At 76.0% G+C, this 15,020-nt stretch carries 12 protein-coding genes; 7 read left to right on the top strand and 5 right to left on the bottom strand.

Annotated elements, in window-relative coordinates; all coding sequences use genetic code 11:
• Positions 1-69: 69 nt before the first annotated feature.
• The 3 genes from rsgA (at position 70) to OG956_RS07415 (ending at position 3,246) form a co-directional block, all read left to right on the top strand.
• Entirely contained in the window at positions 70-1,164 is a 1,095-nt protein-coding gene (gene rsgA, locus OG956_RS07425; RefSeq protein WP_330337144.1) for a ribosome small subunit-dependent GTPase A, read from the top strand.
• A 91-nt stretch (positions 1,165-1,255) separates the two neighbouring features.
• Positions 1,256-2,650 carry a DNA-3-methyladenine glycosylase 2 family protein gene (locus tag OG956_RS07420; protein WP_330342766.1) on the top strand — a complete coding sequence of 465 codons (1,395 nt, stop codon included), beginning with the start codon at positions 1,256-1,258 and terminating at the stop codon, positions 2,648-2,650.
• On the top strand, positions 2,647-3,246 hold the full coding sequence (locus OG956_RS07415; protein ID WP_330337143.1) for a methylated-DNA--[protein]-cysteine S-methyltransferase: 600 nt from the start codon (positions 2,647-2,649) through the stop codon (positions 3,244-3,246). Before OG956_RS07420 ends, OG956_RS07415 begins: the two co-directional genes overlap by 4 nt.
• A gap of 30 nt (positions 3,247-3,276) precedes the next feature.
• Here the strand turns inward: OG956_RS07415 and OG956_RS07410 are convergent, their stop codons facing one another.
• Complete coding sequence (locus tag OG956_RS07410; protein ID WP_330337142.1) at positions 3,277-3,648, bottom strand: PPOX class F420-dependent oxidoreductase; 372 nt, start codon at positions 3,646-3,648, stop codon at positions 3,277-3,279.
• Between the two features lie 171 nt (positions 3,649-3,819).
• On the opposite strand from OG956_RS07410, the gene OG956_RS07405 reads away from it, so the two are divergent.
• Complete coding sequence (locus OG956_RS07405) at positions 3,820-5,319, top strand: GDSL-type esterase/lipase family protein (protein WP_330337141.1); 1,500 nt, start codon at positions 3,820-3,822, stop codon at positions 5,317-5,319.
• Positions 5,320-5,571: 252 nt separating this feature from the next.
• On the opposite strand, the gene OG956_RS07400 is transcribed toward OG956_RS07405, so the two are convergent.
• Positions 5,572-6,552: a helix-turn-helix domain-containing protein gene (locus OG956_RS07400; RefSeq protein ID WP_330337140.1), complete on the bottom strand. Its 981-nt coding sequence runs from the start codon at positions 6,550-6,552 to the stop codon at positions 5,572-5,574.
• A gap of 513 nt (positions 6,553-7,065) precedes the next feature.
• Between OG956_RS07400 and OG956_RS07395 the strand changes: the two genes are divergently transcribed.
• Positions 7,066-8,589: a protein phosphatase 2C domain-containing protein gene (locus OG956_RS07395; protein ID WP_330337139.1), complete on the top strand. Its 1,524-nt coding sequence runs from the start codon at positions 7,066-7,068 to the stop codon at positions 8,587-8,589.
• A 401-nt stretch (positions 8,590-8,990) separates the two neighbouring features.
• Positions 8,991-9,464, top strand: a complete 474-nt coding sequence (locus OG956_RS07390) for an ATP-binding protein (protein WP_330337138.1) — start codon at positions 8,991-8,993, stop codon at positions 9,462-9,464.
• A gap of 115 nt (positions 9,465-9,579) precedes the next feature.
• On the opposite strand, the gene OG956_RS07385 is transcribed toward OG956_RS07390, so the two are convergent.
• The gene (locus OG956_RS07385) at positions 9,580-10,629 is read right to left on the bottom strand and encodes a DUF2637 domain-containing protein (protein ID WP_330337137.1); all 1,050 of its coding nucleotides are present in this window, start codon (positions 10,627-10,629) and stop codon (positions 9,580-9,582) included.
• Between the two features lie 434 nt (positions 10,630-11,063).
• On the opposite strand from OG956_RS07385, the gene OG956_RS07380 reads away from it, so the two are divergent.
• A complete protein-coding gene (locus OG956_RS07380) occupies positions 11,064-11,852 on the top strand; it encodes a GntR family transcriptional regulator (protein ID WP_330337136.1) in 789 nt (262 codons plus the stop codon).
• Between the two features lie 223 nt (positions 11,853-12,075).
• Here OG956_RS07380 and OG956_RS07375 read toward each other — a convergent pair whose 3' ends face one another.
• Together OG956_RS07375 and OG956_RS07370 are read right to left on the bottom strand one after the other, a co-directional pair.
• Positions 12,076-12,843, bottom strand: coding sequence for a hypothetical protein (locus tag OG956_RS07375; protein ID WP_330337135.1), 768 nt, complete (start codon positions 12,841-12,843; stop codon positions 12,076-12,078).
• A gap of 166 nt (positions 12,844-13,009) precedes the next feature.
• Positions 13,010-14,683, bottom strand: a complete 1,674-nt coding sequence (locus tag OG956_RS07370) for a PucR family transcriptional regulator (protein ID WP_330337134.1) — start codon at positions 14,681-14,683, stop codon at positions 13,010-13,012.
• Positions 14,684-15,020: the final 337 nt, after the last annotated feature.

Genomic DNA, 15,020 nt, shown 5'->3' with positions numbered 1-15,020 from the left:
CGTGGCCACCGGCTGAACCCACCGCGCGCCCGACGCGCCGCCCGGGGCCACCCTTGTGAAGGGTCTCCCTTGACTGCCACCTCTGCTGTGTACTCCGCTCTGGCCGCCTACGGCTGGGACGACGCCTGGGCCGAGGCGTTCGCGCCCCACGCCGCCCACGGGCTGCTGCCCGGCCGTGTCGTACGGGTCGACCGCGGCCTGTGCGACATCGTCACCCCGGCCGGGACCGTCCGTGCCGACACCGAGTTCGTCGTGCCCCGGGACCCGATGAAGGTCGTGTGCACCGGGGACTGGGTCGCCGTCGACGCCGACGGCGACCCGCGCTATGTGCGCGCGTATCTGCCGCGCCGCACCGCCTTCGTGCGGTCCACCTCCTCCAAGCGGTCCGAGGGGCAGATCCTCGCCGCCAACGTCGACCACGCCGTCGTCGCCGTGTCCCTCGCCGTCGACCTCGACCTCGGCCGGGTCGAACGGTTTCTCGCGCTGGCCTGGGAGTCCGGCGCCCAGCCGGTCGTCGTGCTGACCAAGGCCGACCTGGTGCCGGACCCGGTCACCCTCGCCCACCTGGTGCAGGACGTCGAGACGAGCGCGCCCGGCGTGCCGGTGCTCACCGTCAGCGCCCTGCACGGCGAGGGGCTCGACGTCCTCGTCGCGCTCGTCGGCGCCGGCACCTCGGTGCTGATCGGCCAGTCCGGCGCGGGCAAGTCCACGCTGGCCAACGCCCTGGTCGGCGCGGACGTCATGGACGTACGGGCCGCACGGGACGTCGACGGCAAGGGCCGGCACACCACGACCACCCGCAACCTGCTCGCCCTGCCCTCCGGCGGAGTCCTCATCGACACCCCCGGACTGCGGGGTGTCGGGCTGTACGACGCCGAGAGCGGGGTCGGCCAGGTGTTCACCGAGATCGAGGAACTGGCCGAGCGGTGCCGCTTCCACGACTGCGCCCACGAGACCGAGCCGGACTGCGCGGTGCGGTCGGCCGTGGAGAGCGGCGACCTCGCGCCGCGGCGGCTGGAGAGCTACCGGAAACTGCTGCGCGAGAACCAGTGGATCGTCGCCAAGACCGATGCGCGAGTCCGCGCGGAGCTGCGACGGGACTGGAAACGCAAGGGCGCCGCCGGGAAGGCCGCGATGGAGCTCAAGCGGGGGCGCTGGGAGTAGGGGCCCGCGTTCCTCCGGCGTGCCGTCCGTCAGCGTCATGTCCGTTTTCCGCTGGCCGGGGCTCCTCCGGGCGTCCGACACTGGGAGCGTGATGGACGAGGACTCCAGGTACGAGGCGGTGCGCAGCCGGGACGGGCGGTTCGACGGGGTGTTCTTCTTCGCCGTCGAGACCACCGGCATCTACTGCCGGCCCAGCTGCCCGGCGGTGACGCCGAAGCGGCACAACGTGCGGTTCTTCCCGACGGCCGCCGCCGCGCAGGGAGCCGGGTTCCGGGCCTGCCGGCGGTGCCGGCCCGACGCGGTGCCGGGGTCGGCGGAGTGGAACGTGCGGGCGGACGTCGTCGGGCGGGCCATGCGGCTGATCGCCGACGGCGTCGTGGACCGCGAGGGCGTCGCCGGGCTCGCCGCGCGGCTCGGCTACAGCGCGCGGCAGGTCCAGCGGCAGCTGACCGCCGAGCTGGGCGCCGGACCCGTCGCGCTCGCCCGGGCCCAGCGGGCGCACACCGCGCGGGTGCTGCTGCAGACCACCGAGCTGCCGGTCACCGAGATCGCGTTCGCGTCCGGGTTCGCCAGCGTGCGCCAGTTCAACGACACCGTACGGGAGGTGTACGCCTCCACCCCGACCCAGCTGCGGGCCGCCGCACCCCGGCGCCGGGCCGGCCGGGGGACGGCGCCCGGCGCGGGGATCCCGCTGCGGCTCGCCCATCGCGGCCCCTACCAGGCCGGCGCCGTCTTCGACCAGCTCGCGCGGGAGGCGCTGGCCGGTGTCGAAGAGGTCACCGGCCCGCCGGGCGGCCGCACCTACCGGCGCACGCTGCGGCTGCCGTACGGCACCGGGATCGTCGCCGTGGCGGAGCGCACCCGGACGACGCGGCCGGGGACCGGCACCCGTCCGGGCGGCTGGCTCGACGCACGGCTGCACCTCACCGACCCCCGGGACCTCACCACCGCGGTGCAGCGGCTGCGGCGCCTGTTCGACCTCGACGCCGACCCGTACGCCGTGGACGAGCGGCTCGGCGCCGACCCGCGGCTCGGCCCGCTGGTCGCCGCCCGGCCCGGACTGCGCTCGCCCGGCGCCGTGGACCCGCTGGAGCCCGCCGTCCGGGCGCTGGCCGGGAAGGAGGGCGCCGAGGAGCTGGTGCGGCGGTACGGCAAGGTGCTCGACGCGCCCTGCGGTGGCCTCACCCGGCTCTTCCCCGAGGCCGCCGTCCTCGCCGAGGCCGAGCCGGACGGCCCGCTGGGCGCGCTCGCCGCCGCCCTGGCCGACGGCACGGTACGACTGGATCCCGGCGCCGACCGGGACGACGCGCAGGAGGCCCTGCTCGCCCTGCCCGGCATGGACCCGGCCACCGTGGCCGCCGTACGCGTGCGCGCCCTCGGCGACCCGGACGTCGCCCCGCCCGGCGCGGAGGTGCCCGACGCGTGGCGGCCCTGGCGCTCGTACGCCGTCCAGCATCTGCGGGTGGCAGGGGAGTGGAGCCGATGACGGCCGGCTACTGGACCGAACTGGACTCCCCCGTGGGCCGGTTGGTGCTCACCGCCGACGCGGACGGGGCGCTCGCCTCGCTGTCCGTGCCCGGGCAGAAGGGCGGGCGGAGCGCGGAGAGCCTGCGGAACGCGGGGGACGGGTGGCGGTGCGACAGGGGCCCGTTCCGGGCGGCGGCGGAGCAGCTGGCCGCCTACTTCGCCGGTGAACTCAGGGAGTTCCGGCTGCCGTTGCGCGCGCGCGGCACCGCGTTCCGGCAGCGTGTGTGGGCGGCGCTGGACGAGGTGCCGTACGGCGCCACCGCCACCTACGGGCAGATCGCCGCGCGGACCGGGGCGTCCCGCGCGGCGGTGCGCGCCGTCGGCGGTGCGATCGGCGCCAACCCGCTGCTGATCGTGCGCCCGTGCCACCGGGTCATCGGCGCGAACGGGGCGATGACCGGGTACGCGGGCGGCGTCGAACGCAAGGTGTGGCTGCTGACCCTCGAGGGCGCGCTCACGGACACAGCGCAGGCGGCGCCGTCCGCGGGCGGTCCTGCCGCGCGCAGGGGCGGAGCAGCCCGGCGTCCCGCCAGCGACGCGGGGCAGGCCGGCTGATGCCCGGCCCGCCGGCCGCCGGCGGCGCGGCTACTCCTCCTCCAATCCCCAGCTGTGCACCCTGCGGGGATGGATGCGGATCACCTCCTCGCTGAGGTGCGGGCCCAAGTCGTGCGGGCCGACGAGGAGTTCCGCCTCGCCGCGGATGTCGACGCCGCGCACCCGCCAGGGCCGCAGGCTCGCGATGTCGTCGACGACCAGGGCGACCTTGGGGTTCTGCCGCAGATTGCGCCACTTCTTCGTCGTCCCCATCGCGTAGCCGCCGATCAGGATGGTGCCGTCGTCCTGCAGGTGGAAGCCCACCGGGTTCGCCTGCGGCTGGCCGTGCCGGTCGACGGTGGCCATGCGCCCCAGCCGCTGCGACGCCAGATACGCGCGCTCCGCCTCGCTGAATTCGGTCATACCGCCAGCCAAGCACGCCCGCCCGCCCGGCACATCGGCTCTCCGCCCTAGAGCCGCCGCCCTACGCCCGGTTGCGCCGAGCGGGTGGCCGGCCGCCGAGGGTGCGGTGGCACGGCCCGGCCGTGTGGCACGGTCTGCACCGACGGGCGACGGGGAAGGTCGGGTGCGCGGATGACCGGGGTCGGGCGGATCCTCGCGGTGCTGGTGATGGCGATGCTGCCGGGTCCGGCACACCCGGCCGCCGCGGCGCCGGCGTCGTGGGCCTGGGGCGACGGTCCGGGGGCCGTCGCCGGGGTGGTCTCACGGGCCGCCACCGGTGGCCGGGCCGTGAGCGGTTGCCGGGCCGTGAGTGGTGTCCGGCGGGTGGAGCCGGGGGCGGTACGGGGGGAGTCGGCGAGGCCGCGTCGGGTGGGCGGCCGGGTGGTGGAGCCGGTTGGCCGGGCGGGTGGGCGGAGGGCCGAGGGCTCGCCGCCGTACGGGGCGGGTGGCCGGAGCGTCGAGGGGCCGCCGGTGCGCCGGGCGGGCGGTCCCGGAGTGGGGGTGTCGGCGGGCCGCTGGACCGGGAGCTGGGAGAGTGCGCCCTCGGGCGCCGCCGCCGCGCTGCCCGGTGCCGCCGTGCGCAACGTGGTCCACCTCAGCGTCGGCGGCAGCGCCGTGCGCGTGCGGCTCAGCAACCGTTTCGGCAGGGGGCCGCTGCGGCTCGGCGCGGTCACCGTCGCACTCCGCGCGGCCGGTCCCGGCGCCCTGCCCGGCACCCTGCGCGTCGCCACGTTCGGCGGCGCCCGCGCGGTCACCGTGCCGCCCGGCGAGGACACGGTCACCGACCCGGTGCCGCTGCCCGTCCGGCCCGCCGCCGACCTCCTCGTCAGCGTCGCCACCCCCGGCGACGACGGGCCCGCCACCTTCCACCAGACCGCCCTGCAGACCAGCTACATCGCCCCGCAGGGCGCGGGCCGGGCCGCGGACGAGGACGGCGCCGCCTACACCACGATGGTCGGCTGCTGGTACTACGTCACCGGCGTCGACGTCCTCGGCCCCGCCACCGGCAGCGTCGTCGCGTTCGGCGACTCCCTCACCGACGGAAACGGCTCCACGCCCGACACCAACCACCGCTGGCCCGACCGGCTCGCCGACCGCCTCCGCACGGACCGGCTCGGCGTCCTCAACGCCGGGATCTCCGGCAACCGTCTGCTCCGGGACGGCGCCGGACCGAGCGCCCTCGCCCGCCTGGACGCCGACGCCCCGGACCGTACCGGGGTGCGGGTGCTGGTCGTCCTGGAGGGCATCAACGACATCAAGGGCTTCCCGGCGGCCGACGACGTCTCCGCGTACGCCGCGGCCTACCGCACGCTCGTCGCCCGCGCCCACGCCCGGGGCGTCCGGGTCGTCGGCGTCACCCTCACGCCGTACCGGGGCTTCCCGGCCTACACGGCCGCGCGCGAGGCGGTACGGCGGCGGGTGAACGCGTTCATCCGCACCGGCGGCGCCTTCGACGCGGTCGCCGACGCCGACGCCGCCCTGCGCGACCCGGCCGACCCGACCCGCCTCCGTCCGGCCTACGACCCGGGCGACCACCTGCACTTCAACGACACGGGCATGGCGAAGCTCGCCGACCTCGTGCTGCGCGCGCTGCACCGGGTGACGGTGCGGGGTGGGTCCGCGGTGGGATGAGGTGGTGGTGTGGCGCGGTGGGGGGTGGGGTGTGGCCGGTGCGCGGGTGACGGGTGTCCGGTGCGCGGCGGCCACGCCGGCCGGCAGGGGTGCCGCAAGCGCGTCCGGGCCCTAGGTCCTGTCGTCAAACTCCCGCCGTCCGCCCGGAGGGCGGGCCTCGCGCCCGCTGCGGAGCAGCTGATGCATGCCGTAGGTGCGTGCTCTGGGGGTCCCCCCGGCCGAAGGCTGGGGGAGGGAGTTTGACGACAGGGCCTAGGCACGGGTCACCCAGCCCCGCTCGTACGCGTGCCAGCCCAGCTGCAGCCGGGTCGTCACCCCGGCCAGCTCCATCAGCCGCCGTACCCGGCGCTGCACGGTCCTCAGGCCCAGGTCGAGCTGTTTGGCCACGCTCGCGTCGGTCAGCCCGGCCAGCAGCAGCGACAGCACCTCCAGGTCCGTCGCGTCGGGCTGGTCCGGCTCCTCCTCGACCACCTCGGACGCCTCCAGCCGCAGCGGCAGCGCCTCCCGCCACACCGACTCGAACAGCCCGGCCAGCAGCTCCAGCAGCCCGCTGGCGTGCACCACCAGCGCGGCCGGCTCGCCCGTGCGCGAGGTCAGCGGCACCATCGCGAGCGCACGGTCGGCGATCACCAGCTTGGCCGGCACCCGGTCCACCACCCGCACCCGCTCGTCGCGGGCCAGCGCCGCCGACAACTCGGTGAACCCGTGCGGCAGTTCCAGCACCGCGCGCTCCACCACCACCCGGTAGCGCACCCCGCGTCCGGCGGCCTGCTCCTCCGCCTCGTTCTCCACGCCGGACACGACCACCGGATTGCCGGTGACCAGCGCGCACACCTCCTCGGCCGCGCCCAGCTGCAGCTGCAGAAAGCGCTGGGCGACCGCCGCGGCGCCGGTCACCACCTCGACCAGGTCGTGCACCGCGGGCTCGGCCGCCGCCGCCCGGTACTCCTCCGCCAGCAGCGCCGCCGTCAGCTCCGCCTTCTCCAACTCGTGCCGCCGCTGGGTGAGCAGCGCGCCCAGGGCCACGCCGGGCGGCGCGGCCACCCAGCGGCCCGGCCGCGCCGGGGACTGGGCGGCGAGCCCGTGCCGCTCCAGCCGGCGCAGCGCCCGCTCCGCCTCCGGCTCCGACAGTGCCAGGCGCCGTGCCAGATCGGTCACGTCGGCCGCGCCCACGGACACCAGCGCCCTGTACGCCGCCTCGTGCGTCTCGTCCAGCCCTATCGCCGCCAGCATCGGCTCACGTCCCCTCCCCTGGAACAGGCCCGGCGCCGGGCCCGGGAACTCGCCACCGAGAAGCCGCCATGACGGGCCCGGCCTGGCGGAAACCGGCCACGGCGCAAACCCGCCGCGCAACATCATCGCCGCACCGGTGGTGACTCTGCCAAGGCGGCAGCATCACGGAACGCGAGCGTGCACCCGAGGCACAGCCGCGTCCCGGGAAACCAAGCCACCATCAGGCCAGTCGGCCGGGTGCCCTGTTACGGCCCCGGCCGCCCTGGGCCGTGGCCCGGGCCCGGACCTGTGCGAGCCACGCGAAGGGGATCCAGGGCCGGGCCACTCCGGACGCCGCCGGGCGGCCCTCCCGTGGGGGGGGTGGGGCCGCCCGGCGGCCTCCTGCGCCCCTCGGCCGTCGCTCGTCGTCTGCTGTCCCACCCCTCACTCGACGCGCCGTTCGACGGCGCCGGGTGCGCCGGATTTTCCCGATGCCCCGTTTTCAGACGGCCCGCGCGGTGGACAATCAGGGGCATGAGCCAGCAGGGGGGAAGGCCCGCCCGTCCCGAGGACGACTGGTGGGGACAGCTGTACGACGACTCCACCGCGGACACGGGGCCGGCGGCCGCGGCCGATTCCCTGGACGACCGTTTCGCCTCCGCCAAGCGCACGGTGACGGGCCGTCCGTTCACGCCACCTCCCGCCCAGGCCGAACCCGGCGACGACACCGAGGGCGACACGGCCCCCGGGAATCCACCGGCACCGCCTCACCCCGGGCCGGCGTTGCCGGCCCAACGCGCGCCCGAGGCCCCGCCCGCCCCACCGCCTCCCGCCCCCGCCCCTCCGGCCGCCTCCAGCGACGTACCGCCACCCCGCCGCCCGACCCCGCCCGAGCCACTCCGGCCGACGGAGCGGCAACCCCGCGAGCCCCTGCGTCCGGCGGAACCGGAACCCCCTGCGCCGCCCGCGGAACAGCCCGCGCAAGAGCCGCAGGCCCCGGCCCAGCCGACCGCTTCCGCGCCGCCCGCCGAGCCGCAGGAGGCGTCCCCGGCCCCTGCGGCCCCCACCACCCCGCCCCCACCCCCCTCCTCCGTCGACTACGTCGGTTCGGGGCCGCCCACCTACGACCCGGAGCCCACCGCGTTGCCGGTCGCCGATCCGGACGGGCTGGGGGAGCTGGTCGCGGACACCGTGCTGGACGGGGCCCGGTACGGGGCGTGCACACTGCGAGCGGTGTCGCTGCGCGGGGACTCGGCGCGGTTCCGGGGCGAGCCGCGGCGGGACTCGCTGCTGACCGCGCGGTTCGGGACCGGCGAGAACGCCCTGGTGCTCGTCGCGATGGCGACCGGCGTGCGCGGGGCCCCCGACGCGCATCTGGCGGCGGCCGAGGCGTGCCGGTGGATCGGGCGGGCCGTCGGCCGCAGCCATCACCGGCTCGTGGAGGACATCCGGGCGGCCCGGCGCGGCGACCTGAAGTCGGGCCTGAACCGGCTGACCGACCGCAGCCTCGGCAAGCTCCGTGCGAGCGCCGCCGAACGGGGCGTCGACCCCGAGCAGTACACGGCGAGCCTGCGCTGCCTGCTGCTGCCCGCCGACCCCGGCTGCCGTACCCGCGTCTTCTTCGGCGTGGGCGGCGGCGGCCTGTTCCGGCTGCGCGACGGCGCGTGGCAGGACATCGAGCCGCAGGTCACCGCCGAGGCCGGCACCGGCGTGCCCGTGGTCGGCTTCGGCTCGCCCCCGGCGGAGACCCCCGACGGCGACCGGCTCACCATGGACTTCGGCATCCCGACCCCGCCGAGCCCGTACGAGCCGGCGCCCGAGCCGCCCCGGGAGCCCTTCCGGTTCCGCGCCTCGATAGCCCGCCCGGGCGACGCCCTGCTGATGTGCACCGCGGGCCTGGCCGATCCGCTGCACGGTGAGGCCGCCCTCTGCGCCTACCTGGCCCGCCGCTGGTCCGGCCGGACCCCGCCGGGGCTCGCCGCGTTCCTCGCCGACGCCCAGGTGCGGGTGAAGGGCTACGCCGACGACCGTACGGCGGCCGCCGTGTGGGAGGCGTGACCGTTTCCCCGACCGTATGGCGGGGGCCGTGTGGGAGGCGTGACCGTTTCCCCTGTGCGTCCAGGGGAGCGGGCGGTGCGCGCCGCGCCGCGCCGTGCGGAAACCCGGCCCCGGGGAGCGGATTTCGGCCAGTTTCACGGCGTGTGACGGTGTGCCGACGGCCGGTGCCGGGCGCATCTGCCTTGGCGTCCCGGGGCGTTCGAGGCGGCCCGCGCCGTGTGGAGGGCCGGCGCGCCGGGCGCGGCACGGCCCTGCGGGCGCCCCGGGACGCCGTACGGCCGTGGCCGAACCGCCGGTCATCGCGCACGGGTGATGACTGGCTGTGTGCGCGCTGGGCAAGCATCCCCCGTGAACGTGTTCGACCAGGAGGGGCAGGGTCCAGCGGCGTGCGGGCGGGGGTCATGAAGAGTCAGGCACGAGGGGGCGGTCCCGCGGTCGTCGGGGGCTCCTCGGCGGCGACGGGGGAAGAGGCCGGCACCATCAGGGCACACGCACACCGGCTGCGGCGCAAGCTGGGCCGGGCCGATCTCAGGGCGGTGCCCGAGGCCCGCCGGGAGTTGCGCGAACTGCTGCGGCACTGGGGCAAGCCGGGCCGCTCGGAGATCGCCGAACTGCTCACCAGCGAACTGGTCACCAACGCGCTCGTCCACACCGACGACGACGCGGTCCTCACCGCGGTCGTGGAGCCGGGCGGACTGCGCGTGGAGGTACGGGACTTCGTGGCCCGCAGACCCGAGCTGACCGGCCCGGACTCGGACGACGACACCCATGGGCGGGGCATGCTGCTGGTGCAGTCCCTCGCGGACGCCTGGGGCGTACGGCCGCACGGGGTGGGCAAGTCGGTGTGGTTCGAACTGGGCGCCGAGGCGGCGTGACACACGGCGGGCACGCCGGCTCACCGGCGGGACGGGCCGGGGGCGTGACCCGTGCGGTCACGCCCCCGGCCCGTCGTGAGCGGCGCCTCCAGCCGGCCCGCGCCGAGCGGCGGTTCTAGCCGAACTGCTGCTCCAGGTCCTTCAGCTTGCGCTCCAGGGAGTCCAGGCGCGGCAGCGCCATGGTGTCGTCCTCGGCGGTGAGGTCGACGGTCACCGGCTCAGCGGACGCGCTGCGGACCGGCTGCAGGGAGGGGCGGGCGCGCACGGGCAGCTGCTCCGCGGCCGATATGGCAGGCTCCGCGGTCGCCGGGGCGGGGCCGCGCTCGACCGCCTGCACCTCGACCTCGACCTGGCGGCCGCCGCGGCCCACGAAACCGCGGTGGCCCCGGCTGATGGCCTTCAGCTGGGCGCGCTCGATGCGCTGCTGCTCGCGCCGGCGCTGCCGCTGCTGGTCCTTCTGCCGCTTGTCGTCGCGGACCTCCTCGACCGCCTCGTCCAGGCTGCGCACGCCCTCCAGGAGCATCAGCGACCAGGCCTTGTAGGTCTCGCGGGGGGCCCGCAGCCAGCGCACGATGCGGATCTGCGGCAGCGGACGCGGCACCAGGCCCTGCTCGCGCAGCGCGGCCCGGCGGGTCTGCTTCAGCGCGCGGTCGAACAGCACGGCCGCGGACAGCGACATACCGGAGAAGAACTGCGGCGCTCCCGCGTGGCCGGCGCCCCGGGGCGCGTGCACCCAGTTGAACCAGGCCGCCGCCGCGGCGAACATCCACACGAGTATCCGGGAGCCGAGCGCCGCGTCGCCGTGGCTGGCCTCGCGCACCGCGAGCACGGAGCAGAACATCGCCGCGCCGTCCAGGCCGAACGGGACCAGGTACTGCCAGCCGTCGGTCAGCCCCAGGTTCTGTTCGCCGAAGCCGACGAGGCCGTGGAAGGACAGCGCGGCCGCGACCGCCGCACAGCAGAACAGCAGCACATAGGAGGCGGTGCCGTACACGGCCTCCTTGCGCCTGCGGCGCTCCTCGCTGCGCTCCCACGAGTCGTCCGCGCTCGCGTTCTCCCCGGAGGTGCGCTTGCCGCGTGCGAGCACCGCCACCGCGACCAGCATGCCCAGGAGCAGCACGGCGCCCGGAAGCAGCCAGTTCAGCGATATGTCGGTCAGTCTCATCAGAGGGTCCCTTGCATGGGGATAGGGCGTAACGCCCGCCATAGTGGCCCACTCCCGAGGGCCCTCAAGGGGTTTCGGGGCAAGAGGCCGCCACGGAAGCGCAAGGGGATGCCCAGGACGGCGTTCTGCTCGAACTACCGCGTGAGGGGCGGGAGTTGAGTTCGAATAAGACTACCCGTACGGGTGGTTCCTCGGAAAGTTCCCGCGACGGGTGAGGACATTGTGAATCACCTGTCGGAGGGGGTGGGGTGAGTGGGCGGCCGTACCGGCGATGATCTTAGTGGACGCCGCGCGGTGCGGAGGACTCAGGCAAGGCTTGCCTCGCTTGCCCTCGGTGAGTTTGACCTGGCGCCTCGGCGGCCTATGGTGCTTGACGGAGAAACGACAACCCGCCGTTAATGACCCAAGTGCCGACAAGCCGCCAGGAGGGACCCGTGAAGCAGAGCGCGCAGGGCTCCGCCGGCGCGGGGACCCCGCCCGGCCGGCCCCGGGTGCCCGTGCAGGCGCGCGCGGCGGACGCCCTCGACGGCTTCCGCGAGCGGGACACCGCCGTGCCCGCGGCCCGGGGCGAGCACACGCACGGTGAGCGGCCGGTCCCCGGCGTGCGGCCCGCGGTGCAGCGCTCCTCGGTACGGGGGCAGATCCTGGACGCGCTGCGTGCGGCCCTGGTGACCGGGGAGCTGCGGCCGGGCGAGGTCTACTCGGCGCCGGTGCTCGGCGAGCGGTTCGGTGTCTCGGCCACGCCGGTGCGCGAGGCCATGCAGCAGCTCGCCCTGGAGGGCGCCGTCGAGGTCGTGCCCAACCGCGGCTTCCGGGTCGTCGAGCGCGGGGCGCGGGAGCTGGCCGAGCTGGCGGAGGTGCGCGCGCTCATCGAGGTGCCGGTGATGCTGCGGCTGGCCCGGAGCGTGCCGGGGGAGCGGTGGGCCGAACTGCGTCCGCTCGCGGAGGAGACGGCACGCGCGGCGGCCTCCGGCTGCCCGGCGGCGTACGCCGAGTCCGACCGGGCCTTCCACCGCGCGCTGCTCGCCCTGTCCGGCAACGAGCAGCTGGTCCGCATCGCCTCCGACCTGCACCGCCGCGCCCAGTGGCCCCCGGTCCGGCAGGGCCGGGCGTACCTGGTCGCGGACGCGGCCGAACACATGGCCCTGCTGGACGCGTTGATCGCCGGCGACGTGGACGTGGTGCGGACGCTGGTCACCGAGCACTTCGCAGGCGCGCGCTGAGCCAAGCCGCCCCGAAGGGGTGCGGGCACTGCGCGAGTGCCCCACTGACCCGCGCCCGCGACGCGAGGGCGCCGACCGGCCCCTGGGCCCTGTCGTCAAACTCCCTCCCCCAGCCTTCGGCGGGGGGGACCCCCAGAGCACGCACCTACGGCATGCATCAGCTGCTCCGCAGCGGGCGCGAGGCCCGCCCTCCGGGCGGACGGAGGGAGTTTGACGACAGGACCTACGCCGTGGCCACCCCCGGCGCAGGCGGGGCCAGCTGCCGCGCCAGCCAGGTCGGCACGCCGCCGAGGAGCCGGAACAGCCGGCGGGCCTCCTCGCGCAGCCGGGACGCCTCCGGTTCGGACTCCGCGTCGGCCAGCGAGGCGAGCGCGGGGGCCGTGCCCACCAGGTAGCCCAGTTCCTCGCGGATCCGCAGGGATTCCGCGAACCCGTGCCGGGCCTCGGCCAACTCCCCGTCCCGCAGCGCGAGTCCGGCGAGGTGGCGCCAGGTGAAGGACAGCAGCAGCGCGTCCGCGTGCGCGGCGGCGCCCGCGTGCGCCCGGCGGTACGCGGCGCGCGCCGCCTGCGGGGAACGGGTCAGGTTCTCCGCGATCAGACCCCGGCGGAAGTCCAGCAGGGCCCGCAGGGGCGCCCCCGGAGGGATCAGCGCCGCCGCCCGCCCCAGCGCGGCCCGCGCCTCGTCCGCTCGGTCCCGGACGCCGTGCAGCGTGGCCGTGTAGGCGAGTTGGCCGCGCTCGCAGGCGGCCGCCCCCCGTTCCTCGTCGGTGTGCGCGAGCGCCTCCGCCGTCCGCAGGGCGTCCTCGGCGTCCGCCCAGCCCCGCTCGGTGTACAGGCACCGTTCGACGAGCAGCGCGGCTCGCTGCAGGGCCGTGGCGGGGGTGTCCGGCGGCAGCAGGGCCGCCGCGTCGGCCCAGCAGGCCCGCGAGCGCAGCCGCCATACCGCGGTCTGGAGAGGATCGTCACCGGCGGTCGTTCCGTTCCCAGACATGGCGGGATGCGCCACGTTGCCCTCCCCGAGCACGCCATCGAGCTGTTGAGTGGTGGCGGCATTCCAGCACCAATCGCGGGGCCGGGCCAAGAGGGTGGGTGAAAGATTTCACAAAGTGGCGGGGCGCGGGCCTGGCCGTATCCGGCCGCCCCGCGCCCCGCTGACCTCAGCTCATGCGCAGGGCGAGGAAGAAGTCGAGCTTGTCCTCCAGGCGCGACAGGTCCCGTCCCGTCAACTGCTCGATCCTGCTCACCCGGTAGCGCAGCGTGTTGACGTGCAGGTGGAGCCGGGTGGCGCAGCGGGTCCAGGAGCCGTCGCAGTCGAGGAAGGCCTCCAGGGTCGGGATCAGCTCGGCCCGGTGGCGGCGGTCGTACTCCCTCAGCGGGTCCAGCAGGCGGGCGGTGAAGGCGCGGCGGACGTCGTCCGGCACGAAGGGGAGCAGCAGGACGTGGCTGGCCAGTTCCTGGTGGCCGGCCGCGCAGACCCGGCCCGGCCGGGCGGCAGCCACCCGGCGGGCGTGCCGGGCCTCCTCCAGGGCGCCGCGCAGCGCCTCGGCGGAGTGCACGGCCGCGCTGACGCCGAGGGTGAGCCGGCCGTCGTCGTTCAGGCCGGCGGACAGCGTCTCGCCCACCGACCGCAGCAGGGCGTCGGCCAGCAGGCCGGTCTCCGAGCCGTCGTGCTCGGCGGCGACCGCGGGCAGCGGCACCAGGGCGACCGCCTCGTCGCCGGTGTGCGCGACGGCGATCCGGTCCGACGGCTCCGGGCCGGTCGCCAGCGGGTCGACGAGGATCTCCTCCAGCAGGGACTGGGCGACCGGGCCGCCCTCGACCTGACCGCCCTCCCACTCCACCCGGGCCACCACGACCTGCCAGTGCGGGGCCGCGCCGAGGCCGGGCAGCAGCACCGGGGCGGCCACCCTCAGGCGGGCGGCGATCTCGGCCGGCGCGGCGCCCGTCTGGACCAGCTCCAGCACCTCCTGGGCGAGCCGGCGCCGCACCGTGCGCGCCGCGTCCCTCCGGTCCCGCTCGACGGCGATCAGCTGGGTGACGCCGTGCAGCAGGTCCATGCGCTCCTCGGGCCAGTCGCCGGCGTCCGCCTCGACGGCCAGCAGCCAGTCCGACAGCACCGTCTCGCGCACGTCGCGGGCGCCCTGCGGGGAGCGGCCGGAGGAGCGGATCGGGAACAGCGAGTACGTCGTACCGCCCAGCAGGACCCGGTGCGGGCCGCGCCGGCCGGTGCGGGTGGCCGCCAGGTGCTCCGCGGCGAGCTGCGCGCAGGTCTCCGCGGACAGGGCCGGGCCGTGCGCCTCGGAGCCGGCGATCAGCCGCCCGGTCGGGGCCAGCACCCAGGCGCGCAGGTCCAGGTCGGAGCCGAGCAGGTCGAGGACCACGTCCGGGCCGCCGCCCGCCGGGCCGGAGGTCATCATGCGCCGGTGCCGGTCCACCACCGCCGCGAGGTCGCCGGCGCGCTCGCCGGAGACCTGCCGTACGACGTGCTCGGTGATCGTCGCGAACGCCACGGACTCGTGCACCGCGAACAGCGGCAGCCGGTGCTTGGCGCAGGCCACGACCAGGTCGTCGGGTATGTCGCCCAGCTCGGCCTCGCCGGCCGCGAGCGCCGCCACCCCGGCCTGCACCAGGATCCGTACGAACGGCTCGGAGTCGTCGGCGTCCCGGCGCCAGGCCAGGCCGGTGAGCACCAGCTCGCCCCCGGAGAGGTAGCGGCTCGGGTCGCGCAGGTCGGTGGTCATGACCCCGCGCACCGACCGGTCCAGCTCCTCCTCGCCGCCGAGCAGCCGCAGGCCCAGCGCATCGGTGTCCAGAAGTGCGCGCAGCCGCATCTCGTCGCCGCCGTTCTTTGTCTCGAAACCTACGATGATCTTGGAGGGTGACGGGGGAGTCGCCCGGAATCGGACGCACAGGGCGTCTCCGGGGTCTCCGCACTGTTTCCTGCGGTTCTGCGGGAAATCGGAGAGGTGACCGACGACCTCCGTTCATACGAATCTACAAGATGCCCGCCGTGGCCAGCCAACTCCTTCATGTTTTCGGTGACTGACCCGGCCGGAGCGCCGGACGGTGTACTGAGTCCGCTCCACGTGAACAGGACATGAACGAGCCGGGCCCGCCGCCCGCGGAGTGGCTCGATCCGTACGACCCCCCGAGACGAAGAAGAGAGCC

Source organism: Streptomyces sp. NBC_00557 (genome assembly GCF_036345995.1).
In the GTDB taxonomy this organism is placed as follows: domain Bacteria; phylum Actinomycetota; class Actinomycetes; order Streptomycetales; family Streptomycetaceae; genus Streptomyces.
Note: the sequence above shows the minus strand (reverse complement) of the source record. Positions and strands in the feature narration are given on the sequence as shown.

Excerpts from the sequence above, each read along its gene's own strand:
- OG956_RS07420 (WP_330342766.1), top strand. The coding sequence starts at position 1,256 with ATGGACGAGGACTCCAGGTACGAGGCGGTGCGCAGCCGGGACGGGCGG.
- OG956_RS07415 (WP_330337143.1), top strand. The coding sequence starts at position 2,647 with ATGACGGCCGGCTACTGGACCGAACTGGACTCCCCCGTGGGCCGGTTG.
- OG956_RS07410 (WP_330337142.1), bottom strand. The coding sequence starts at position 3,648 with ATGACCGAATTCAGCGAGGCGGAGCGCGCGTATCTGGCGTCGCAGCGG.
- OG956_RS07405 (WP_330337141.1), top strand. The coding sequence starts at position 3,820 with ATGACCGGGGTCGGGCGGATCCTCGCGGTGCTGGTGATGGCGATGCTG.
- OG956_RS07400 (WP_330337140.1), bottom strand. The coding sequence starts at position 6,552 with ATGCTGGCGGCGATAGGGCTGGACGAGACGCACGAGGCGGCGTACAGG.
- OG956_RS07395 (WP_330337139.1), top strand. The coding sequence starts at position 7,066 with ATGAGCCAGCAGGGGGGAAGGCCCGCCCGTCCCGAGGACGACTGGTGG.
- OG956_RS07390 (WP_330337138.1), top strand. The coding sequence starts at position 8,991 with ATGAAGAGTCAGGCACGAGGGGGCGGTCCCGCGGTCGTCGGGGGCTCC.
- OG956_RS07385 (WP_330337137.1), bottom strand. The coding sequence starts at position 10,629 with ATGAGACTGACCGACATATCGCTGAACTGGCTGCTTCCGGGCGCCGTG.
- OG956_RS07375 (WP_330337135.1), bottom strand. The coding sequence starts at position 12,843 with ATGTCTGGGAACGGAACGACCGCCGGTGACGATCCTCTCCAGACCGCG.
- OG956_RS07370 (WP_330337134.1), bottom strand. The coding sequence starts at position 14,683 with ATGCGGCTGCGCGCACTTCTGGACACCGATGCGCTGGGCCTGCGGCTG.